17 protein-coding genes are annotated in these 22,608 nt (G+C 35.2%); 7 read left to right on the forward strand and 10 right to left on the reverse strand.

The features are described 5' to 3' along the window. Positions 1–1,248, forward strand: coding sequence for a Zn-dependent hydrolase (locus LQ677_RS09790; RefSeq protein WP_239748768.1), 1,248 nt, complete (start codon positions 1–3; stop codon positions 1,246–1,248). A 598-nt stretch (positions 1,249–1,846) separates the two neighbouring features. Here LQ677_RS09790 and allB read toward each other — a convergent pair. After that, positions 1,847–3,208, reverse strand: coding sequence for an allantoinase AllB (gene allB, locus LQ677_RS09795; protein ID WP_126477155.1), 1,362 nt, complete (start codon positions 3,206–3,208; stop codon positions 1,847–1,849). After that, positions 3,198–4,688, reverse strand: coding sequence for an allantoin permease (allW, locus tag LQ677_RS09800; RefSeq protein ID WP_239748769.1), 1,491 nt, complete (start codon positions 4,686–4,688; stop codon positions 3,198–3,200). The genes allB and allW overlap by 11 nt, the downstream gene beginning before the upstream one ends. 290 nt (positions 4,689–4,978) lie before the next feature. On the opposite strand from allW, the gene LQ677_RS09805 reads away from it, so the two are divergent. After that, positions 4,979–6,598 carry a PucR family transcriptional regulator gene (locus LQ677_RS09805; protein ID WP_239748770.1) on the forward strand — a complete coding sequence of 540 codons (1,620 nt, stop codon included), beginning with the start codon at positions 4,979–4,981 and terminating at the stop codon, positions 6,596–6,598. Between the two features lie 599 nt (positions 6,599–7,197). On the opposite strand, the gene LQ677_RS09810 is transcribed toward LQ677_RS09805, so the two are convergent. Next, positions 7,198–8,571: a YfcC family protein gene (locus LQ677_RS09810; protein WP_374199842.1), complete on the reverse strand. Its 1,374-nt coding sequence runs from the start codon at positions 8,569–8,571 to the stop codon at positions 7,198–7,200. Positions 8,572–8,867: 296 nt separating this feature from the next. On the opposite strand from LQ677_RS09810, the gene LQ677_RS09815 reads away from it, so the two are divergent. Genes LQ677_RS09815 through cobA form a run of 5 tightly spaced genes read left to right on the forward strand, consistent with a single transcriptional unit; the run spans position 8,868 to position 13,709 of the window. After that, positions 8,868–9,608, forward strand: coding sequence for a sirohydrochlorin chelatase (locus tag LQ677_RS09815; RefSeq protein WP_239748772.1), 741 nt, complete (start codon positions 8,868–8,870; stop codon positions 9,606–9,608). Beyond that, entirely contained in the window at positions 9,589–10,050 is a 462-nt protein-coding gene (locus tag LQ677_RS09820) for a precorrin-2 dehydrogenase/sirohydrochlorin ferrochelatase family protein (RefSeq protein ID WP_239748773.1), read from the forward strand. Before LQ677_RS09815 ends, LQ677_RS09820 begins: the two co-directional genes overlap by 20 nt. Next, positions 10,043–12,448 carry a nitrite reductase large subunit NirB gene (gene nirB, locus LQ677_RS09825; protein ID WP_239748774.1) on the forward strand — a complete coding sequence of 802 codons (2,406 nt, stop codon included), beginning with the start codon at positions 10,043–10,045 and terminating at the stop codon, positions 12,446–12,448. Before LQ677_RS09820 ends, nirB begins: the two co-directional genes overlap by 8 nt. A gap of 2 nt (positions 12,449–12,450) precedes the next feature. Next, entirely contained in the window at positions 12,451–12,768 is a 318-nt protein-coding gene (gene nirD, locus LQ677_RS09830; protein WP_037590293.1) for a nitrite reductase small subunit NirD, read from the forward strand. After that, positions 12,759–13,709: a uroporphyrinogen-III C-methyltransferase gene (cobA, locus tag LQ677_RS09835; RefSeq protein ID WP_239748775.1), complete on the forward strand. Its 951-nt coding sequence runs from the start codon at positions 12,759–12,761 to the stop codon at positions 13,707–13,709. The genes nirD and cobA overlap by 10 nt, the downstream gene beginning before the upstream one ends. A gap of 221 nt (positions 13,710–13,930) precedes the next feature. On the opposite strand, the gene LQ677_RS09840 is transcribed toward cobA, so the two are convergent. The 7 genes from LQ677_RS09840 to LQ677_RS09870 form a co-directional block, all read right to left on the reverse strand. Continuing rightward, complete coding sequence (locus LQ677_RS09840) at positions 13,931–15,373, reverse strand: ABC transporter ATP-binding protein (protein ID WP_239748776.1); 1,443 nt, start codon at positions 15,371–15,373, stop codon at positions 13,931–13,933. 4 nt (positions 15,374–15,377) lie between these two features. Beyond that, the gene (locus LQ677_RS09845) at positions 15,378–16,112 is read right to left on the reverse strand and encodes an energy-coupling factor transporter transmembrane component T (RefSeq protein WP_204188505.1); all 735 of its coding nucleotides are present in this window, start codon (positions 16,110–16,112) and stop codon (positions 15,378–15,380) included. Next, positions 16,109–16,687: an MptD family putative ECF transporter S component gene (locus LQ677_RS09850; protein ID WP_239748777.1), complete on the reverse strand. Its 579-nt coding sequence runs from the start codon at positions 16,685–16,687 to the stop codon at positions 16,109–16,111. The genes LQ677_RS09845 and LQ677_RS09850 overlap by 4 nt, the downstream gene beginning before the upstream one ends. 76 nt (positions 16,688–16,763) lie before the next feature. Further along, positions 16,764–18,506, reverse strand: a complete 1,743-nt coding sequence (locus LQ677_RS09855) for an ABC transporter ATP-binding protein (RefSeq protein ID WP_196307734.1) — start codon at positions 18,504–18,506, stop codon at positions 16,764–16,766. After that, on the reverse strand, positions 18,503–20,284 hold the full coding sequence (locus LQ677_RS09860) for an ABC transporter ATP-binding protein (RefSeq protein WP_239748778.1): 1,782 nt from the start codon (positions 20,282–20,284) through the stop codon (positions 18,503–18,505). Before LQ677_RS09860 ends, LQ677_RS09855 begins: the two co-directional genes overlap by 4 nt. A 386-nt stretch (positions 20,285–20,670) precedes the next feature. Continuing rightward, on the reverse strand, positions 20,671–21,429 hold the full coding sequence (locus LQ677_RS09865; RefSeq protein ID WP_126477139.1) for an SDR family NAD(P)-dependent oxidoreductase: 759 nt from the start codon (positions 21,427–21,429) through the stop codon (positions 20,671–20,673). Between the two features lie 165 nt (positions 21,430–21,594). Then, on the reverse strand, positions 21,595–22,602 hold the full coding sequence (locus LQ677_RS09870; RefSeq protein WP_037589626.1) for a YheC/YheD family protein: 1,008 nt from the start codon (positions 22,600–22,602) through the stop codon (positions 21,595–21,597). Positions 22,603–22,608: the final 6 nt, after the last annotated feature.

Consider the following 22,608-nt stretch of genomic DNA (forward strand, 5'->3'; position numbering starts at 1 on the left):
ATGAATATTCAAATTGTCATGAAAAATCTAGAAACGTTTAATCAATTTGCGCGTAATCCTGAAAATGGTGGTATTAACCGAATTGCTTTTACACATTCAGAACGTGTAGCAGCACTTAAATTCTCAATGCTTTGCCAAAAAGCTGGTCTAGACGTCTACTTTGATTTCTTCGGAAATGTTATTGCGCGTCGAGAAGGTAAAAATCCAGACCTTAAACCAGTCGTATTAGGTTCTCATATAGATACGGTTAAAGACGGCGGGCAATATGACGGACTACTTGGTGTTGTTGGTGCGTTGGAAGTTGTAGAATATTTAAATAAACATCAAATAGAAACGGATCATCCCATTATTATCATTGCTTTTGCTTGTGAAGAATCTACTAGATTTAATGAAGCGACATTAGGTAGTAAATATCTAACGGGCAATATGACGAAAGAAGATATGAAATATATTAAAGATAACGACGGGAATGTACTTTATGATATTGTCGCACCACTCGCTCAAGACATGCATGGTAAAGCAGCATTATTTGAAAGAAACAATATTAAAGCATTTTTAGAATTACACATCGAACAAGGTCCTATTTTAGAGAAGAAACATAAAGATATCGGCATCGTGACAGATGTCGCAGGTCCGCATCGTTTCAAATTAAAAATTCAAGGCGTGACAAGTCACTCAGGTTCAACACCTATGCCCATGAGAATAGATGCACTGACAACATCCGCAGAAATCATTTTAAAAATCGAAGAAATTGGACGTGCTTATCATGACAAAGGAATTGTGACAACAGTCGGTTATGCAAATGTATATCCAAATACAATGAATGCCATACCAGGAGAAGTCACACTTTTAATAGATATTAGAGGGAAGAACGAAGCCGTACGAGAACAAGTCGTTGATGAAATCACATCACAAATCGAACGCATAACAGATAATCGCAATGCACATTATGAATTGGAAGATTTAGGTCAAGACGCACCTCGCAGTTTCAATCATAAAATTGCACAAATCAACGAAGACAACTGTCAGCAATTAGGATACACATATAATTATATGTACAGTGGCGCAGGACATGACGCTATGATCATCGCACCCGTATGTCCAACAAGTATGATCTTTATACCATGTAAAGAAGGTATTAGTCATTCACCAAAAGAATCCGTCACAGCAGACCAAATCGAAAAAGGCATTAACCTCCTCATACAAACAACAATCGAACTAGCCAAGCTCGACACCGTGTTGGAGTAGGATGTTGAGGGGGATTGGTGTGGGGATGTGAGTTGGTTGCGGGAGATACTTGGTTCATCTCTTGGCTTTACTTTTCACTTAAGCCACGACTTGGGCCATCTCTTGGCTTTATTCATCACTTAAGCCATGACTTGGGCCATCTCTTGGCTTTATTCAATACTTAAGCCATGACTTCCACAATCTCTTGGCTTTACTCTGCACTTAAGCCACGACTTAAGCCATCTCTTGGCTTTATTCTGCACTTAAGCCATGACTTGGGCGATCTCTTGGCTTTACTCAATACTTAAGCCACGACTTAAGCCATCTCTTGGCTTTACTCTTCACTTAAGCCATGACTTGGGTGATCTCTTGGCTTTATTCTGCACTTAAGCCACGACTGAGACAATCTCTTGGCTTTACTCAGCACTTAAGCCACGACTTGCACCATCTCTTGGCTTTATTCAGTACTTAAGCCATGACTTGGGCGATCTCTTGGCTTTATTCAGCACTTAAGCCAAGAGATTCCACCCTTTCTCCTATAAAAAACTAATCCACCCCATCCAACATGAAAAAAGGCAGGGACACCACGATGGTCCCTGCCTTTCCTTATTTATAATTCTTAAATAAAGCGTCCTAAGCGTTCTTCTGTTACGCCTGTTTCTTGATCATAAATTTCTTGTCCTCTTAATATTGTTTTTGTAACTTGTGCGCCAATTTCTCGACCAATATATGGACTCATTTTATTTCTATATGCTAAGTCTTCTGCTTGTAATGTGTATGGTGCTTCTGGTTTAATAAATACAAAGTCTGCATCTTTTCCTAGTGCGATGCTTCCTTTCGTATCTAGTCCAAAGCGTTTTGCTGGTGCTGTTGCAATAATATCAGCAAATTTTTGTAATGACATGTTACGTTTTTGAACGCCTTCGTCAAATAGTACGTCTACGTTATTTTGTAATCCTGCGATACCGCCCCATGCTTCGAATGCATTGTCAGTATCTTTTAAGTCTGGCGTACATGGTGAATGGTCAGATGTTACGAAGTTAATGTCTCCGTTTAATACGCGATCCCACATACCTTCTAATCGAGATTGTTCACGGATTGGTGGTGAACATTTAACAACTGGTCCGATTGAATCTAACTCTTCTTTGTAGAAGTATAAGTAGTGTGTACATGTTTCACATGTAATATCTACACCTTCTTGTTGAGCTTTGATTACTTCTTCAACGCCTTCTTCACAAGCAACGTGTACGATATGCACGCGACAACCTGTTTCTTTAGCGAATAATACGATTTTGCGGATTGGTTCAACTTCAGTAAATACTGGTCTAGAATCCACATATGCACTTAATGTTGTTTCGCCATTTTCTTTAGCGATTTCACCTAAACGATCTGTAATTGTCGCATTTTCTGAATGGATAGATAAGATTTTTCCCGTTTTAGCAATTTGTTTCATGCCTTCATATAGTGAATAGTCATCAACATTTTCAAAATCACCTTCGATTGTACGGTCACCACAAGTTGCTAAGAATGCTTTATAAGCAACAACGCCCGCTTCATCTAATTCTTGAATACCGCCGTTTAAGTTATAAGGTACTAATCCTCCGTAACTTGCAACATCTACGGCTAACTCATCTTTACCTGCATCAAATTTAGCTTGGATAGAAGCTTTATCTGTAGTAGCGGGTACTTGGTTTAATGGCATTTCAACGAATGATGTCACTCCACCTTTAGCAGCTGCATTTGTACCCGTCACGTAACCTTCCCATCCGTCACGGTAACCGCCACCTGGTTCAGTAATATGCACGTGAGCATCTACCATACCTGGTGAAACGATTTGATTTTTAGCATCAACAATTTGTTCAGCTTCTCCTAATTCTTGTCCGATTGCTGCAATTTTCCCGTCTTTGACACCAACTTCAACTTTTTGCGCGCCATCTTCTAAAATAACTAAACCATTTTTGATAATTAAATCATACTTCATTATATGCCACTCCTTCTTTTTTACTTTTATCTGCATGAAATACATAATGTAAAATGATATAAACACCACCGGCTACAATAAAGCCGATAAACCATGAAAAGTCTGAAATCACTGTGAATCCTGGTAAGAATCCAAGTAATGAAATCACAACACCAGCAATCGTTCCGATATATGCTGAAATATTAATGCGTGGTATTTTTTGATCTTTTACACGTAAATCAAAATACAATTTATCTATATCAATGTGACGTCTAGACACAATATAGAAATGTACAATCATGACACCGGCTACAGGACCAAGTATTGCCCCAATAGCATTTAAGAATACGAAGATACTATCCTCGTTCTCCATCATTTTCCATGGCATAATCACAACACTCAATACTGAAGCAATGACTACACCACGGCGATAATTAATCCATTTCGGTAATAGCGCACTTAATTGATACGCCGCTGGAATAATATTACTTGTCGCATTTGTAGAAATCGTTGTCATTAATAATACACCAGTTGATATGAGAATTGCCCAGAAACTATCCCATTCATTAATGATTGTTAAGATGTTCCACTCTTGGTGACCTAAATAAATAGAACCACCGATAATAATGAATACACTCGCAATCGCGAATAAGATATGTGCAACAACAATACCTGAAATTTGACCAACAATTTGCGTCTTCGTAGATTTCGCATTTTGAGTAAAGTCAGATACACTTGCACCAGGTCCTGCCCATACACCTAATAATGAATTAAAGATTAAAATAAATGATAAAATCGCTGGGTAAATAATCCCACTAGACTTCGTTGAAATTTCATAATCTAAAATGTTGCCAACGCCTCCTGCAGCCATAACGCCCCAGATTGCCATACCACCAAATACAATGTAAATCAGTGGGTTTAATACGGCAGTGAATTTATTAAGAATTTCTCCACCACCAAATCCAATTGCGAAACTGATTGCCCAGAAAATTAAGAATGCGATTAATCCAGGAATTGAAATACCTAGTATCGTCGCACCGCTTCCGATATCAGCGAATCCAGGGAAAATCTTATTCAATAAGATTAATAGTGCTTGTGAACCAGCAAAGGTTTGAAGTCCAAACCAAGCAATACCAGCTACAACACCACGTAGAATACCTGGTAACTTTGCACCTACATCTCCGTATGTATGACGCAATTGCATCGCAAAAGGTATACCATATTTAGAACCAGCATAACCATTTGCTACTAATAATAATGCAATAATAAATGAACTTAAAATTAATGCGAATATAACTTGTAATGGTGATAATCCGATTAATAAAAATCCACCTACTGCAGTATAGTTCGGTATATTATGAACGGCACCCATCCATAATGTAAAAAAGTTAAATGCCGAATTATTTCTTTGTGCTGACGTTTTGGGCATTATATCTTTGTTATAGCCACGTTTTTCAAATTCGGCTGGAGTTAATGCCACCTCGTTTGCTTCTCTTGCCATTCTATATGTCTCCTTTGACTTAATCAGCTAATAACTAGCTATGAACTCTTCATATACAAGTGTAAGACTTATGTAAGCGTTTTTCTTTGTAGTTCTTAACATATATAGAATTTAAAATTATAGGTTTCGTACAAAATTTGTGTATAATAAATTTTAGAAATAAAAATTATTGGTCATTTTGAACAAAACACATACCATTTTGACAAAAAACAGCGGTTTCATTTATAAAAAATCGTTTTCACTTTTATATAATCTTCATTGAAAGATAAACAAAAACGGGAGGTCTTATGATGACAACTCTAAACGAAATATTATCTATACCTCAATTTAAAGGTTTAGAGCTAATTAATAGAAAAGGAGATTTATCTTCTGAAGTAACAAGTTTAGACATTACTGAGAACAATGACATTAAACATTTCACATCTAGCAATGCCTTCATCTTAACAACGGGCGTACTTTTTCAAGATAATCAGGAGAATTTAAAGAAATTAATTAAAGACTTGAGTGACATTCAAACAGCTGGTCTTGGTATTAAAGTCTCAAGATTTTTACATAAAATCGACCAAGATGTGATTGATTTTGCAGATGAATTGCAATTTCCGTTAATAGAAATTCCTGAAAGTTGGAACTTAGGTGAGATTACTCATGAAATTTCATCCTTTATATCTGACTCTGAAACGGGCAAATTAAATTATGCATTACAAGTTCAACAAGAACTGAACCAACTGCTTATTAAAGGGTTCAGCATTGATAATATGATCGAACGGATGAGTAAATTACTTGGTGTACCTATCATATTATTTAATCCGTTTAAGAAACCGGAAGCGATCAGCCATCATTATAGACAAAGTCAGTCATTATTATCTGAACATGTCGCTTATTTCAATGCACATCAACAAGAGGAACTCTCGCAAGATAAAAATAACTTAGTCTTCGAAAATAAAGACCATGTGATCTTTAAAGTATTGGGTTACACATACTTCCCATATTACTTAATGGTATCTCAAGTGAATAAGCTTTCTTATCCATTTAGCCTTTTAACAATCGAACAAGTTGTGAGCGTGCTTAGTTTCGCCTTGTACAAAAACACTAAAATTCAAGAAGTCGAAAAAAACGACATTAACCGCTTCTTCGAGTCACTCGTCTACAACAAGAGTGAACAAGCATTATCTATCAAGAAACATGCAGATCTATTAAGACAATATTACATCTATCCGTCAGACTATTATCAAATTATCATTTGTGGCATAGATGCTAAAAATAACTTAGAAAACAGTTATTACTTAAACGAACTGCACCAATTAACGTTCCAATGGTTAACAGATAAATTATCCGAAATCGACTCATACATCAGCGTTTATCGATTACCGAGTAATGATCGATTCGCCATTTTAATACAGAACAAACAAGAAAATCATCTTGATATGATTAAACAATTACAAATCAACTACAATGATTATTTCGAAGACCAAATTTCTTTCGGTGTCGGCAATGAAGTAACTGAATTCGCGCAATTACCTTCATCATTTTTCGAAGCAAACGAAGCATTCGAGAACGGTTTATTCAACAATGAGAAAGCGTTCATTTCCCAGTACCATTCGAAAGATATACAAGAATTATTGCAACTCATACCACAAGAGAAACTTTTACCATTTGTGAAACATACACTCGGTCCACTTAGCTATCCAAAGACTAAAAAAGACTTAGAATTAAAACAAACATTAAAAGTCTATATGGATAACCAATGCGATATTACTAAGACAGCAGAGAAAATATATATCCATAGAAATACCGTTAAATATCGTATAAACAAATGTAGTAATCTTATTGGTACAAATATCGAAGACCCATCACAATCATTAAACATCCGCATCGCATTATATGTGTCAGAAATGATTACATTTGATTAAGGAAAAGCAGTAGTGGCCATGACGGGCACTACTGCTTTTGTCGTTTATTGAGGGATGGGGTTAGTAATAGAATGGGCGGCTGTATTTATCTTGTTTAGTCAGTCTTGATAAATAGAGACGCTGTATTTATCTTGTTTGGCCTTTCTTGATAAATACGAGGCGGCTATTTATCTTGTTTGGGCTGTCTTGATAAATTCAGAGCGGCTATTTATCTTGTTTGGGCTGTCTTGATAAATTCAGAGCGGCTATTTATCTTGTTTGGGCTGTCTTGATAAATAGACGGGCTCTATGTTGCTTGTTTGACCTGTCTTGCAACATACGGCGGCTCTATGTTGCTTGTTTAGTCAGTCTTGCAACATACAACGACTCTATGTTGCTTGTTTGACCTGTCTTGCAATATTCAGGGCTCCAACATTGCTTGTCACGCCTCACTTGCAATATTCGAGCTCCCTATATTGCTTGTCACGCCTCACTTGCAATATCCAGTCCCTATATATTCACTTTTCCAATAAGATAGAACATTTATTCATACATAAATAGACATTCAATTTCAAAATTGAATGTCTACCTTTTATAATTTAACTACTAAGTCTTTCTCCCTACGACCAACCGATCAACTGTGCAAAGATTAATGAAATGATTGAAATGACACCCCATACGATAAAGAGTGGGAAGAAGAATCGGATCCATTTTGTATATGATACGCCTCCGATTGCTAATGCTGCCATAAAGTATCCACTAGTTGGATAGAAGACATGTGTAAAGCCGTCTCCTAATTGGAATGCTAAGACTGCGGTCTGTCTTGTAATACCTAGCATATCCGCTAATGGTGCCATAATTGGCATTGTCACTAAGGCTTGTCCGCTTCCTGAAGAAATAATGAAATTAATCAGCACTTGCACGATATACATACCGACTACTGCTACTGTTGGTGTTGCTCCATCGATAACAGAACCTAATCCATGAACGATACTGTCCATAATTTTTCCGTCTTCAAGTACAACAGCGATTGAACGTGCGAGCCCTACAATAATGGCACCCATTAATACATCTTTGAAACCATCATTAAAAGACTCACAAATTTCACGTGTATTCAAACCAGTTACGAGTCCTACTACAATACCCATAACTATGAAAAGACCTGACATTTCTACCATAAACCAGCCTTGTGTAATGACCCCGTATACAAGAATGATAAAGAATAAGAGCACGACGCCAATACCAATTTTTTGTCGTTTAGTCGCAACGAGTGGTTCTTGATTCGTAATATCTTTGTACATATGTCGCTTCTCAGTATCATCATGATAAACCAAACTAATTGAAGGATCTCTTTTAACTTTTTTAGCGTATTTCATAATAAATAAAATCGTTACAAATAGTACAATCACAAAAATAACTAAACGTAATCCAAGTCCTGAGAATGTTGGAATGCCTGATAATTTTTGAGCCAATCCTGTATTGATCGGGTTTAACACACCGACCGTGAAGCCGACTACTGTACCACATAATGCAATAGATGTAGCGGTTATAGAGTCATAACCTAACGCAATAATAAGCGGTATAATAACCGGAATATAAACGAGTGACAACTCTGCTGTACCGATTAATGTAGCAATAATTGCAAATACTGTGGTTAACACTGGAATGATCAAAATACTTTTATTTATAAACTGACGTGCAAGTTTATCCACTCCGATTTCAATAATACCTGTACGTCTTAACACCATAAACATCCCACCGATGATAAGTGTAAAGAAGACAATTTCTCCTGCTTCAATTAAACCTCGTGGTATAATCGAAATAAAATCAACTAAACCAACTGGTGTGGAATCTATGTAATGGAATGAATCTGCATCTACCATTTCTCTACCCTCAGGCCCTTTAACCCTATCAAACTCGCCTGATGGAATTAAATATGTAGAAATAGTTGCAATCACACCGAAAACAAATAAAATCACATATATATGTGGCATACTAAACTTTTTCTTTGACCTATCTTCGTTCTTTGCCTTATCATTTTCCTTTACCAATGTGCACGACCCCTTTGCTTATTTTGATAAACAATTTCATGCTATCACGTTTAGGAAAATTTATAATTATACAAATCAGAAAATTTAAAAAATATTTTTGTCAGTTATTACAAAAAAACATATGCACAAATTATTTTTCACGTTATTATATAGGGAATTCCCTATTTTTCTTCTTTTTGAGAAAAAATTCACAAACTTTCGTTATATTGTTTTAGAATAAAGATGTAGGAGGGATTGTCATGCGAAAGACGATTTTAGTTGTTCATGGTATGAGAAAGGGAAAGTTAAATGAAACGTTATTAAATTTTATTCATCAAACTTTTAATAGTGATGAAATTGATTATGAGGTAGCCTTTTTAGAAAGTGAAGAAATCTTATTAGATGAAGTGATTCAACAAACGGTCGATGCTGGTTATTCACGTATTCATCTTGTGCCGTTATTATTGTTTACCGCTTCTCATTATTACGAAGATATCGAAGCGTTATATGAATCATTTCAAGAAAATAATCCGAACGTGCAGTTTATATTAAGTAAACCTCTAGGCACACACCCGATTATGACAAACTGGGTTGCTTCTCAACTTGAAGCTTACAAAGACGACATTGATGATGAAACTGGCATTGTCATACTTGCTCACGGTAATGCACGCTTTGATGAACCGGATGTTGCACTTACACGCATTTGTCACGAGCTATCAACGCCTCAAAATCCATGTTATCCGAGTATGGTCTATGGTGAACTTCGCTTTAAAGAAACGTTACCGAAAATCGCTAAAAAGCATCGTACATTATTAATTATTCCATTTTTCTTCTATGATGGTTTCCTTGTAAACAAGTCGAAGCGTCAAATAGAATCACTCGGTTTACCGAACCCTATCACATATACGACGGCTATTAATTTTCATCCTTTATTAAAAGACATCGTACATTTAAGAATTGCTGAATGTGAGGCGGTACCGGATGTATCCAGTTCAACTTAATCTTAAAGGTAAACATGTCGTAATCATTGGTGGCGGCAAAATTGCATGGAGAAAGTTCTCTAAATTGAAATCAGAGCCTTGCTCAATCGATGTTATCGCACGCGAATTTCATGAGCACTTTGATACGATTCAACCAACGAACCATATTCGCTTCATACAAGCGGACTATCAACGAGAACATATTGCCCATGCAGATTTAATTATTATCGCAACAAACCATCCCGAAACGAATGACCGAGTTGCTCAAGACGCCCTACCATCTCAATGGGTCAATCATACCGGGGATCGCAAACAATCCGACTTTTATAACAGCTTAGATATTGAACATAATGGCCTAACAATCAGCATTAGCTCACATGGCCAAGATATTCAACGAACACAACACTATGCAGCGAAAATTAAAGCATGGTTAGATTCAACGAAGGAGGATATGCATGAGTAAAACAAAACTTTTAATGATCGGTAATGGTATGGCTGGTGTCCGTACAATTGAAGAAATTCTAGAACGTGATCCAGACCGCTTTGAAATCACAATCATCGGTAAAGAACCTTATCCAAACTATAACCGCATCATGTTATCAAACATTCTTCAAAATAAAATGACAAAAGAAGAAACAATTATGAACCCTTATAAATGGTATGAAGAACATAACATTCGATTAATAACAGGAGATAAAGTTGTAAAAATTGATCGTGAACTGAAACAAGTCGAAACAGAACATGGCGTGAAAGTATCATATGACCAAATGATTATTGCGACGGGTTCTGATTCATTCATACTACCAATTGATGGTTCTCGTCTAGAAGGTGTTGTCGGTTTCAGAACCATCGATGACACTGAAAAGATGTTAGAAACAGCTAAGACTAAAAAACGTGCCATCGTTATAGGTGGCGGTTTACTCGGTCTAGAATGCGCACGAGGTCTTGTAGATCAAGGTATGGACGTTACAGTCGTACATTTAGCAGAATGGCTGATGGAAGTTCAACTGGATCGTAAAGCCGGAGAACTTTTAAAAGCAGACCTTGAAAAGCAAGGTATTAAATTTGAATTACAAGCCAATACACAAGAAATCATTGGTGAAAACCATGTTGAAGGTATTCGTTTATCAGATGGACGTGTCATCGCAACAGACATGGTCGTGATGGCAGTTGGTATTCGTCCAGTAACGAAAGAAGCACGTGCCGCTGGATTAGAAATTGGACGCGGTATCGTAGTAGACGATTTCATGCGTACGAGTGACCCAGATATTTACGCAGTTGGAGAATGTGCAGAACACCGTTCAAAAGTATACGGTCTTGTTGCCCCACTATATGACCAAGGTAAAGTCCTGGCAGATCATATTACAGGCATTCCAACTGAAGGCTATAAAGGTTCAACGACCTTTACTTCTTTAAAAGTATCAGGCTGTGATTTATTTAGTGCAGGTTGGATTACTGAAAGTGAAGGTGTCCGTGGTATTGAAACTTTTAACGGTGTCGATAACATTTATAAGAAAATTTTCGTCAAAGATAAGACGATTGTTGGTGCAGTACTTTATGGTGATACAGAAGAAGGCAATCGCTTTTATAATATGATGAAAAAAGGGGATACAATCGATGAATATACGCTCGTTTCAATTCTTCATAAAGCAGGAGAAGTTGATGCAATTAGCGTTGCTGAAATGGATAACGATGAAACAATCTGTGGGTGTAACGGTATTTCCAAAGGAGTCATCGTAGAAGCGATTAAAGACCAAGGTTTAACTTCCGTAGCTGATGTCACACGTGTGACGAAAGCTGGTAACTCATGTGGTAAGTGTAAAGGTCAAATTGCAGAGCTCTTAGAATATACACTTGGTGATGACTTTGTTGCTGCAGCGCCAACAGGTATTTGTGCATGTACAAGTCTTACAAGAGACCAAATCGTTACGCAAATTCGAGCGAAAGGTTTAAAAACATCTAAAGAAGTTCGACACGTATTGGACTTTAAAGATAAAGGTGGTTGTCCTAAATGCCGCCCTGCGATTAACTACTATTTAAACATGGTATATCCTCATGACCACGAAGATGAGAAAGCTTCACGCTTTGCGAACGAACGTTACCATGCCAACATCCAAAAAGACGGCACATTCTCTGTTATCCCACAAATGCGTGGCGGTGTAACTGATGCCGATCAACTTATTCGACTTGGTGAAGTAGCGAAGAAATACAACATCCCATTAGTCAAAATCACGGGTGCACAACGTATCGGTTTATACGGTGTTAAAAAAGAAGAATTACCGCAAATTTGGAAAGACTTAGATATGCGTTCAGCATCTGCTTATGGTAAGAAGACACGTTCAGTTAAAAGTTGTGTCGGTAAAGAATTCTGCCGATTCGGTACACAATTCACAACAAAATTAGGTATCCGTTTAGAGAAAACATTTGAATATATCGACACACCACATAAATTCAAAATGGGTGTTTCAGGTTGTCCACGTAGCTGTGTAGAATCAGGTGTTAAAGACTTCGGAGTCATCGGTGTAGAAAATGGCTTCCAAATTTATATTGGAGGTAATGGTGGTACAGATGTCGTCGCAGGTGAATTACTAACAACTGTTGAAACTGAAGATGAAGTTGTCAAACTATGTGGTGCATACATGCAATACTATCGTGAAACAGGTATTTATGCAGAACGTACAGCACCATGGCTCAAGAGACTTGGCTTTGATCAAGTGAAATCAGTTGTACTTGATCCTGAAAAACAAGATGAACTATACGCACGCATAATGGATGCGAAACGTGCCTACGATACAGAGCCATGGCATGAAGTCGTGCTCAATAAAGATAAACGTCACATTTTTGAAGTGGAGAAGGTGTAACTATGACATTAACAAATGAAAAAGTAAGAGTCGCGCATATTTCAGACCTTGAACCATTAATCGGTAAGAAAGTTATCGTTGGAGATACGCAAATTGGTTTATTTTTAACTGAAGAAGGTAACATTCGTGCGATTAATAATGTTTGTCCTCATAAACAAGGTCCATTATCAGAAGGTACAGTGAGTGGAGATTATGTATACTGTCCACTTCATGACCAAAAAATCGACTTATCGACTGGTCAAGTTCAAGAACCAGATGAAGGATGTGTCGCAACTTATCCTGTAGAAGTGGTCGATGGAGACATATACGTATGTCTATAATCGCAGAACCTCAAGTTTACTTAGTCGGTGCAGGTCCAGGAAATCCTTTATTACTATCTAAAAAAGCAGAGCGATGTATTAAGCGGGCAGATGTTATTTTATACGATCAACTCGTAAATCCGTTTGTATTACAATTTTCATCTCCAGAAACGGAATGGATTCATGTTGGTAAACGACCTTATCATAAATCTATGAATCAAGAAGATATTAACCAATTACTTGTCGAAAAATCACGCACAAATAAGACGGTCGTCCGTCTAAAAGGCGGCGATCCAGCAATATTTGGACGCCTTGCAGAAGAAGTTTCTACATTAAAATCACACAATATTACATTTGAAGTCGTACCTGGTATAACAGCCGCTTCAGCTGCGATGAGTGAACTTAATCGAGGGTTAACAGAACGCAATGTTTCAACTAATATTACATTTACAACTGGCCACTTCAAAGATAATGAAGAACAATCCATTGATATCACAACACTCAAAAATGGTGGCACCCTCGCCATTTATATGGGTGTTAAGAGATTACCAACTTTAGTTAAAGAAATTAAAGCAGAAATAATAGACGATATACCAGTAGCCGTTATCTTCAGTGCAACACGACCAGAACAAACAGTCATCGCAGGCAATGTATCTAATATCGTCGAAAAAGTGCAGTCACTCTCACATAAACCAGGACCCGGCATCACAATCGTAGGTCATGTTGTTAGAGATTTAGTTGAAGATATATCAAGTAATGAAGAAGTCGAGTACGTAAAATTTATAGGCAATCGACAGAACATAATAGACAATGCATTAGAAGTGTATGAATCAGGCGGATGGGCAATCATCGATGACCGCAATCACCCCAACCTACACCCAACACAACATAGCATCCTCACCGAGCTCATCAATCAAACAACATTTACAAAAGTTGTAGATACAGAAGTCGTGAATGTGTAGGATGGTAGAGTTTGGTGAGTTAAGAGAGCTAAGGCGGTGAGGTGAAGGCGCACGAAGACTTCGAGATATCGTGCGTTATGCCCTGAAATAGTGCACTGGCGCACGAAGACTACAAGATATCGTGCATTCTCAAACAAAAACCAGTAGCATTCCACATATAGGATGCTACTGGTTTTCTTATTTATTAAGCTTTTACTTAAGTTGTACTTCTATAAGCAATATTATTGATTATATTTAGTACAAGGTAGTACAAAATCTACTAATTGAAATATCATTTCCATATCATGAGTCACTATAAAAATAATATTATCTGGCGAAGATAGTGACTTTATCTCATTACAAAATTGATCTAATGAGTTTCTATCGAGCCCTGAAGTTGGTTCGTCAAATACGATGATTTTTTTATCAGATAGCAATGCAGATGCTACTGCTGTTCGTTGTTTTTCTCCTCCCGAGAGAGAAGCAGGATGCCGCGCCTCTAAATGAGACAAACCTAATTGCTTTAAGATTTGTTGTACTTGTTCTTCTGTTGCATCTGTACCTAACCGAACTTCATTTAAAAGCGTATTTGAGAACAATTGTTGATTTACGTCCTGCATGACCATAAATCCTTGTTTATTCAACATTTTCTTCTTTAACATCTGGTCATTTTCTTTGATAGCACCTTTATACTTGGTAAATCCTAATAATGTATTTATAAAAGTTGTTTTTCCTGCACCATTCTCTCCAATAACACCGATAATACTGCCACCAGAAAATTGAAGGTGAGGAATACGAAACACAGTCTTATCGTGATAAGAGACTTCTACTTCTTCAAGTTCAATAGATAGTGAGGAATCTTCGTCAACATTTCTTTGAATTTGACATAATTCCCATGATTTTTCATTTGTTAATTGGTTCAATTTTTTAGATAAAGAATCAATATTCATACTTCTGAGACCCATTGTAGATAACTCTTGTTCACTTTTAACATATAGTTCATCAAATGTATAAGTTGCTTGATGTTGTCCGGATTTCAAATATATAAATCTGTCTGCTAAGTCTTTTAACCAATATAGGCGATGCTCTGATAGTAGAATCGTATAGCCAAGTTTCTTCAAACTAGTCAGTAATATCTTTAATAATTCAATTGATTCATAATCTAAATTAGCAGTAGGTTCATCAAGAAGTAGTATTTTTGGCTTCATAGAAATAATAGAGCCACAAGCAACACGTTGTTTTTCTCCACCAGAAAGTTCAAATATGCTTCGATTAATTAGATTTATTAAGTTTAAATCAGCTATTGTCTCTTCTGTTCTCTCTAGAATTTCTTTTCGTGTTAAATTTAAATTTTCACATCCGAAAATCAATTCATTAGAAGTATCTAAATTGAAAAATTGAGATTTTGGATTTTGAAATACAGAACCAACATTTTTAGCTATATCACTAATAGTCTGGCCGTTAATTGATGCACCAAAGTCCTTTACTTCACCTTCCAACCTTAAGGTATCGTAAAATTCAGGTATTAACCCATTTATTACCCGGGTAATCGTTGTTTTGCCACAACCACTTTCTCCGCATAAAACGACACACTCACCTTGTGCTACTTGTAGTGAAAACTCATCAATAATTTTAGTAGAATCAGATGTTGTCACGCTAATCTTTTGAAGATCTATCGCATTCATACGTTCATCCCCCTTTAAAAATTATGACGAGTGCAATAGCTATAAATATCACAAGATAATCTACAATATTTAGTCGAAATTTGATGATGGTCGTACGCTTTCTTCCGACATCTAATCCACGTGTCATTGCAGCTGCTGAGAGTTCTTCCATCACTTTACCGGATGAAATCAACATTGGAACTACCAATCGTTCTATGGATAAGATTGGATGTTTCAAAAAGTAAATTGGACCGATATTAATATTTCTAAAAACTAATGCTTGTCGTATATTTTTTAAATGCTCTAATAATGTTGGAATAAAACGTAACATTACTACAAAAGCGACTGCAAAAGCATCTGGAATATGTAAGGTTTTAAACATTGCCAAATATTCACTAGTAGTTGTTTTTTCTGCTAAAATATAAAACATTGCAATCGCTGGTAAAAATACTCTAACAACATTAAATATTATAAAAATAAAAGAAAAGTTTTGACTTAAATGAACTAATTCAGCAATTCCTTCTAAAGCAATCGTCCCAAAGAATATCACGACAAACAGATAACACTTCATCATTTCTTTAGTATTCAATAAAAATAATGATGTTAGTCCTCCTACAATACATTCTCCCAGTATCGATCCACTTCGCATCATTATTATAGATGAAATAATAAAAACGATAATTTTTGTAATAGGTGAAATATCTACGAAAGCATCTTTTTTAAAATACAATGGCACATTTACAGTGTTCATCATATTCATACAATGCCGGCCTTCTCAAAATGTTTTTTATTTAATTTATTACCTATAATTGCTCCAATGATACCCCCAATAATAGCAAGAGCAACTATTACGAGGATAATCCAATTTGGTGTAAGTGCAGAAAATTGTTCAACATAATCTTTTCCATAATAATATTCCGAAGACTTCATAAATTGATCCCGAGCAAATAATAGCATTGTAAAAGGACCAACTACAATAATATTAAAGATACTATAAGCAACTATATTTTTGAGCTTAGTATATTTACTTCTGTCTTTTAATACAATTTCAGCTAATATACCTGTGATAATAGCAATAAATAAAGGTGCAATAGTAGTAGATGACAATGTCAATCCTGATAATATAGCTAAAATAAAGACAGCACCTCTCTTAGGAACTTTAGAAATATAAAGTATAAATACTGGTCCTAAAATAATTCCAGCTATTAAAGGTGTTAATAAGAACGTAACCGGATTAAGACCAAAAAGCATGCCAGTTGCCACTAAGATGACGATATATATTGCAGCAAAAGCACCGGCAAAAATATAATCTTTCGTATTCATTTTTTTCTTCATTTTACTCACTCTTTTCTTTTCAACTAGTCCTTATTTGACTCAGTTTTATTGTTATAAAAATTAATTAATTTTATGTTTATACTTCATTTACTTGCCAATCACCACTTTTACGTTGAAGGGATACAAGATGATGGTATAAATGCTCATTTGCCATCAATTGTTCATGTTTACCTTTTTCTTCTATTCTTCCTTCTTTAAGTACTACAATTTGATCACAGTGTTCAATCGTTTTAAGACGATGTGCAATTACCATGACGGTTTTATCTTTAATTAATTCACTTATAGCATTTTGAATCAATATTTCATTTTCAGGATCGAGTGATGCAGTCGCTTCATCCAACAACACGATTGGTGCTTGTTTTAAGAATGCTCTCGCAATCGATAAACGTTGACGCTCACCTCCAGATAGAGTTTGTCCATTCTCTCCAATTACGGTTTCAAATCCATCTGGTAAACGTGTAATAAAGTCCGTACAATTTGCCATTGCGGCAGCTTGATAAACTTCCTCATCCGTTGCATTACTATTACCAACCTTTATGTTATTAAATACTGTATCGTTAAAAAGGATGACATCTTGGAATACAATGGAATAGTAAGATAATAATTTTTCTGGATGAATTTCATTAATATTATGACCATCAATTAAAATTTCTCCACTATGGGTATCCCAAAAGCGTGCTGACAATTTAGCCAATGTACTCTTACCACAACCAGATGGACCGACTAAAGCCGTGATTTCACCTTGCTTTGCAGTAAAAGAAACGCCATGGATAACTTCTTTATCGTTATAACCAAAAGCAACATTTCGGAACTCGATATCAAATTTTGTTAATTCAACATTTGAAGAACCACCTTGTTCTTCAATCTCAAAGATATTTTTAATGCGCCTTGCACTAACAAGTGAATAAATAAATTCACCAATTTTGTATAACGAATTCGTTAAGGGGTCATAAATACGTACTGCTACAAAGATAAATAGTATAAACCCAAGTACCGTCAACTGTTGTTGTACTAATAGATAAGTTCCAAGTAGAACAACGATACCTAAACCAACTCTTAAAATGTTATAAGAGATAGAGATAAAGATCCCTACTAGAACTTCATATAGGACTGCCCATGGAATTACAGATTTAATTGTATGTGTTAATTTTTGAATATATTGTTCTTTTTGACTGGAAGATTTAATCACTTTGATATTCTCAAAGAACTCTTGCAAACTTTCAGAAATATTTAGTTTGAGTTGTCTATTTTTCTTATTAGTTGGTGTTGTAACAAATTTCGAAAGTATAATAAAAAGTAAAGAAACAGGCATACATAGGAAGAGTGCTAAAGCCATCTGCCAATTATAAAATGCCAATATCACTGTAATAAAACCACTAGATAGAATACCAGACACTAAGTTTGCAAAATCACTTGTTAACTGTTTCTCTATAACAGAAACATCATCCATCAATGTACTTGTAAAATCACTTAAATCTTTTTCTCCTAAATACGATAGTGGCAATTTACGAAACTTCTCGGCCATTCTCAATCGCATTTTCGCTGATTCTGTCCCAGAATTAATATACATTTGTTGGTACGTTACTAAATAAATAACAAAAATTATGGCTAATAGGATAATACAAGCAATTAAATAGCCCCAAAGTAGAATGGGTTCTTCTTGTGACTCTTGAATGTGTTTAATCATATCCTCAGCCAACATGACTAATAAAATAACGGGCAACACAACTGAGATTTGATGTAATGTTGTTAAGAACGTCGTTTTATATAAGTCTTTCTTACCTTGTTGAGTTAATGAAAATAATTGCTGAATATTCATCCTGTCACTCCTATCTTCCAGCTCACACTTTCTTGATAATTTCGATACATCTTGGCATAGACGCCATCTAGTGCAATCAGCTCATCATGTTTTCCTCTTTCGACAAGAGATCCAGCATCCATTACTAATATTTGATCCGCATGAGTTATTGTGGATAGTCGATGCGCAATCATTAATACCGTCTTACCTTTCATTACTGAATTTAATGCTTTTTGTATTTTGTATTCATTTTCTGCATCACTAAAAGCGGTAGCTTCATCTAATAGTACAATTGGAGCATCTTTTAATATTGCACGAGCAATTGCAATACGTTGAATTTCTCCTCCTGAAAGGTATACACCTTTCGTTCCAAATACTGTCTCTAAACCTTGAGGCATTTTGTTTATAATTTCACGACACTGTGCTTGGTCTACTGCACGTTCTACCTCTTCAATACTTGCATCAGGTCGATAAAATCTAATGTTTTCAAGCAAACTCATCTTAAATAATTTTGTTTCTTGAAATACATAACTAATATTTGACATTAAATCATCATATTCTAAATCACGTACATCAATACCTCCAATGGTTACGTTGCCTTCGTCAATATCATAAAATCGTGTAATCAAATTAAATATCGTCGATTTCCCACTTCCAGAGGGTCCAACTATAGCTGTGACAGAGTTTGAAAGGCTTTTAAATGTTAATTCATGAATGGCTTGATTAGTCATACCTTCATAAGTAAATGTTACATTTTCAAATTTTACGTCGTAGTTTTCGTCTATTCTTAAGCTATTACGTGTAGGTAGAGGTTGTGCGCTATAAATAGTTGATTCTAAATTATCCATTGCATTAAAAATAATCATTGCTTTATACGAACTTTCCATAATTCGCATTAACATAAATGCAACTAAAGGTGTGAAAATCGCAAAGAATATATAACTTAATAACATATCAACTTGATTATATTTATAATTAAAGAAGATAATTGCAGCTGGAATTAAGAATGCAAATATTCCATAAACACAAACGATATAACCACTCATCGCATTTCTCATTGAAAGTGCGTATTTTATAGTAAAATCTCGATAATTCTCTATAGCCTTGTTAAAGACTTTAAATGAAAATACTGTTTGTCCAAATACTTTTACAACAGAAATACCTCGAACATATTCCACAACATCATTACCCATATTAGTAGATGCTGCTTGATATTGTTCCAGGAATTTTTCACTTTCTCCACCCATCATAAAGCGTAGCAACATAAATCCAATGATGACCGGTATGAGACAAACAAGTGATAATCTCCAATCAAAAATAAAAATAAGTACTAAAAACGCTATAGGTGTCGTAAGTGCTTGTGCCATATCAGGCACTTGATGGGCTATGTAATGTTCAACTTCTTCTGTATTTTTTTCTACAAGTTTTCTCAATTTACCAGTTTGATGCTTTTGAAAATATCCTAACGGTAATGATTTCATGTGATAAATGAGTTGAATTCTATATTTCGCTACTGTGTTAAAAGCAACTATATGTGACAATAAAAGTGCAAGACCATATAAACCAAAAGCTATCGACACATATAATACTGCATTCCAACCATACTGCGTCATATTGTCAACAACTGGCTCAGTTAATCCATTTTTAGCAGTCAACATTTCCTTCACTACATAATAAACATTCAAATAAGCGCCAAGACTCACTACACTTGAAATGATAGATATTGCGATAGAAGCATAAAACAGATAAACATAATTCCCCATGATCTTTGTAAGTTTAGTTAGATTTTTATTCTTCATAGTCTCAGTATGTAACTTAGTTAATAAATTACACATCCTCCTTTCCTGTTAATAGGTATACCGTTTATTCCGGCTGTTCGTACTAGCACAGCCATATCTTAATATCGATTACTATTAAACCAATAAAAAGCATAATCATTACGATTTAAAAAATAAATAATTCACCTCTTTTTATATAACATTTCATTACTACAATGAATATATTTATCTTTTTAATGTTATTATTAATTTTTTATAGAAACTTACAATAATATGATAACCTAGTTGATAATCATTATCAATGACATTATGTAAAGAATTTACAGTAGGATAATACTTAATATCCACAAAAAAACAGAAGCCTCTTAACGAGACTTCTGTCATTTAATCTATATATTCAATTTCATTTAGTGTGCTGTTTGTCCGCCGTCTGCGAGATAAACTTGTGCTGTCATGAATTTAGCTGCGTCTGAAGATAGGAATAATACCATTTCTGCGATATCTTCTGGTTGTGCTGCTTTAGCCATTGGCACACCTGATATCATTTGTTGCCATTTCTCTGGATCGTCTTTCCAAGATTTCGTCATTTCTGTTTCTGTTAGACCTGGTGCAATTGCATTAATTCTAACGCCACTTTCACCGTAATCGAATCCTGCTGATTTTGTCATACCGACTACAGCATGTTTAGCTGCAACATATGGTCCCATTTCTGGGTCTGCAATCAATCCAGCTACAGAAGCTGTGTTTACAATTGTTCCACCGTTTTCAAGCATTTGTGGAATTTCATATTTCATAGATAAGAAGACACCTTTAACGTCTACATCTAATACTTTATCAAAAGTTTCTACATCGATATCAGCAAATTTATTTGGTTTATTTAGAATACCCGCGTTATTAAATGCATGATCTAAACTGCCAAATGTTTCAACTGCTTTATCGACTAAATTTTTCACTTGGTCAGGTTGTGAAACATCTGTTTTCACGAAAATGGCATTACTATTTTTGTCTTTGATTTCTTGAACCGTTTGTTCAGAACGTTCATCGACATCACCAATCACAATATTGGCACCATTTTCAGCAAATTTTAAAGCAGTAGCCTTACCAATACCCGAAGACGCACCCGTAATCAGAACCGTTTTGCCTTCAAATTCACTATACTTAATCATCCGAATCACTCCTATAATATTTACTACTTATATCTTAACAAGTAATTTTACATAATTGTTGCAAAGTAACTCGGGTGAAATATGAATTTTTCTAAATTATTTATTTTAAATCTTTATCTCTTAATTAATGGAAAAATATTGCCTGGGAAATGAATTGAAGTTGTATTATTTTTTATTTTTTAAACCTAATAAATATCTATAATATGCTACTCTCACTTCAGAATCTCTAGCATAGAAGAAATGCTGTCCTGGGAACGTATTAACCTCAAACAGCCATATTTTTCCGTCAGGTTCTATACCAATATCTATACCTAATGCATCAATATCGAAATTATAAAGCTTCTCAAAATTGAGCGGAATCGTTTTACATAAATTATTGAGTTCAATCCTTATATCTTTCCAATTCTTCTCGAAATTATGTTCTAAAAATGGTGTTAACATTGCTACACCACCGCCTTGACTTACATTTGATGTGATATTTTTACCTACACCTATGCGTGGATAGATCTCAACTTTTTCCCATTGACCTTTTTGATTTTTTCTCACATGAAGTCGGATATCAAATGGGTTATTTTCAATTGTTTGTGATTTTATGAAAGGTTGCGCAACATACTTCTCTTCGCTTATATTCTCATTATAAAAAGTTTGTAGCTCATCAATTTCAATTGTCCAACTTTTATCATCGTTTAGAACATCGATTTTTTCATCGCTTTGATTCAGAACAAATATATTTCTACCTTTACTGCCAAGAGTCGGCTTTAATACAATTTTTTTATACTTTTGTAGATGATTTTTTAAATCATCATAAGAAGCCACTTCATCAGTTGGAATAATTAAATCTTCAAATCTTTTACTTTCTTGCATCTTATTAAAAATAAATGATTTAGACCCTAAACCTGGTGTTGTAAATATAGCTTTCTTCTTTAAAGCTTTAAATATTTCAGGATATTTTCGTTTATCCATCGGTACATTATCCACTATATCAGGAAATTCTGTACGCTTTTTTACCCATTGTCCATCTTCAAAAAATAAACCATCAATTGTCTCATTTTCAAGATCAACATCATCATAAGTAAATACAAAAAAGTCTATATTATAAAAATTACTTATATATGTTAGTGTTCTTCCAAGCACACCTTTTTTATGCTTTTCTCGTAATAATCCTACTTTCATAATCAA

It is taken from the genome of Mammaliicoccus sp. Q-M61, from assembly GCF_022386055.1.
GTDB classification, from domain to species: Bacteria; Bacillota; Bacilli; order Staphylococcales; family Staphylococcaceae; genus Mammaliicoccus; species Mammaliicoccus sciuri_A.

Bases quoted from the DNA above. Each gene is read 5' to 3' on its own strand.
- LQ677_RS09790 (WP_239748768.1), top strand. From the start codon at position 1: ATGAATATTCAAATTGTCATGAAAAATCTAGAAACGTTTAATCAATTT.
- allB (WP_126477155.1), bottom strand. From the start codon at position 3,208: ATGAAGTATGATTTAATTATCAAAAATGGTTTAGTTATTTTAGAAGAT.
- allW (WP_239748769.1), bottom strand. From the start codon at position 4,688: ATGGCAAGAGAAGCAAACGAGGTGGCATTAACTCCAGCCGAATTTGAA.
- LQ677_RS09805 (WP_239748770.1), top strand. From the start codon at position 4,979: ATGACAACTCTAAACGAAATATTATCTATACCTCAATTTAAAGGTTTA.
- LQ677_RS09810 (WP_374199842.1), bottom strand. From the start codon at position 8,571: ATGCCACATATATATGTGATTTTATTTGTTTTCGGTGTGATTGCAACT.
- LQ677_RS09815 (WP_239748772.1), top strand. From the start codon at position 8,868: ATGCGAAAGACGATTTTAGTTGTTCATGGTATGAGAAAGGGAAAGTTA.
- LQ677_RS09820 (WP_239748773.1), top strand. From the start codon at position 9,589: ATGTATCCAGTTCAACTTAATCTTAAAGGTAAACATGTCGTAATCATT.
- nirB (WP_239748774.1), top strand. From the start codon at position 10,043: ATGAGTAAAACAAAACTTTTAATGATCGGTAATGGTATGGCTGGTGTC.
- nirD (WP_037590293.1), top strand. From the start codon at position 12,451: ATGACATTAACAAATGAAAAAGTAAGAGTCGCGCATATTTCAGACCTT.
- cobA (WP_239748775.1), top strand. From the start codon at position 12,759: ATGTCTATAATCGCAGAACCTCAAGTTTACTTAGTCGGTGCAGGTCCA.
- LQ677_RS09840 (WP_239748776.1), bottom strand. From the start codon at position 15,373: ATGAATGCGATAGATCTTCAAAAGATTAGCGTGACAACATCTGATTCT.
- LQ677_RS09845 (WP_204188505.1), bottom strand. From the start codon at position 16,112: ATGAATATGATGAACACTGTAAATGTGCCATTGTATTTTAAAAAAGAT.
- LQ677_RS09850 (WP_239748777.1), bottom strand. From the start codon at position 16,687: ATGAAGAAAAAAATGAATACGAAAGATTATATTTTTGCCGGTGCTTTT.
- LQ677_RS09855 (WP_196307734.1), bottom strand. From the start codon at position 18,506: ATGAATATTCAGCAATTATTTTCATTAACTCAACAAGGTAAGAAAGAC.
- LQ677_RS09860 (WP_239748778.1), bottom strand. From the start codon at position 20,284: ATGAAGAATAAAAATCTAACTAAACTTACAAAGATCATGGGGAATTAT.
- LQ677_RS09865 (WP_126477139.1), bottom strand. From the start codon at position 21,429: ATGATTAAGTATAGTGAATTTGAAGGCAAAACGGTTCTGATTACGGGT.
- LQ677_RS09870 (WP_037589626.1), bottom strand. From the start codon at position 22,602: ATGAAAGTAGGATTATTACGAGAAAAGCATAAAAAAGGTGTGCTTGGA.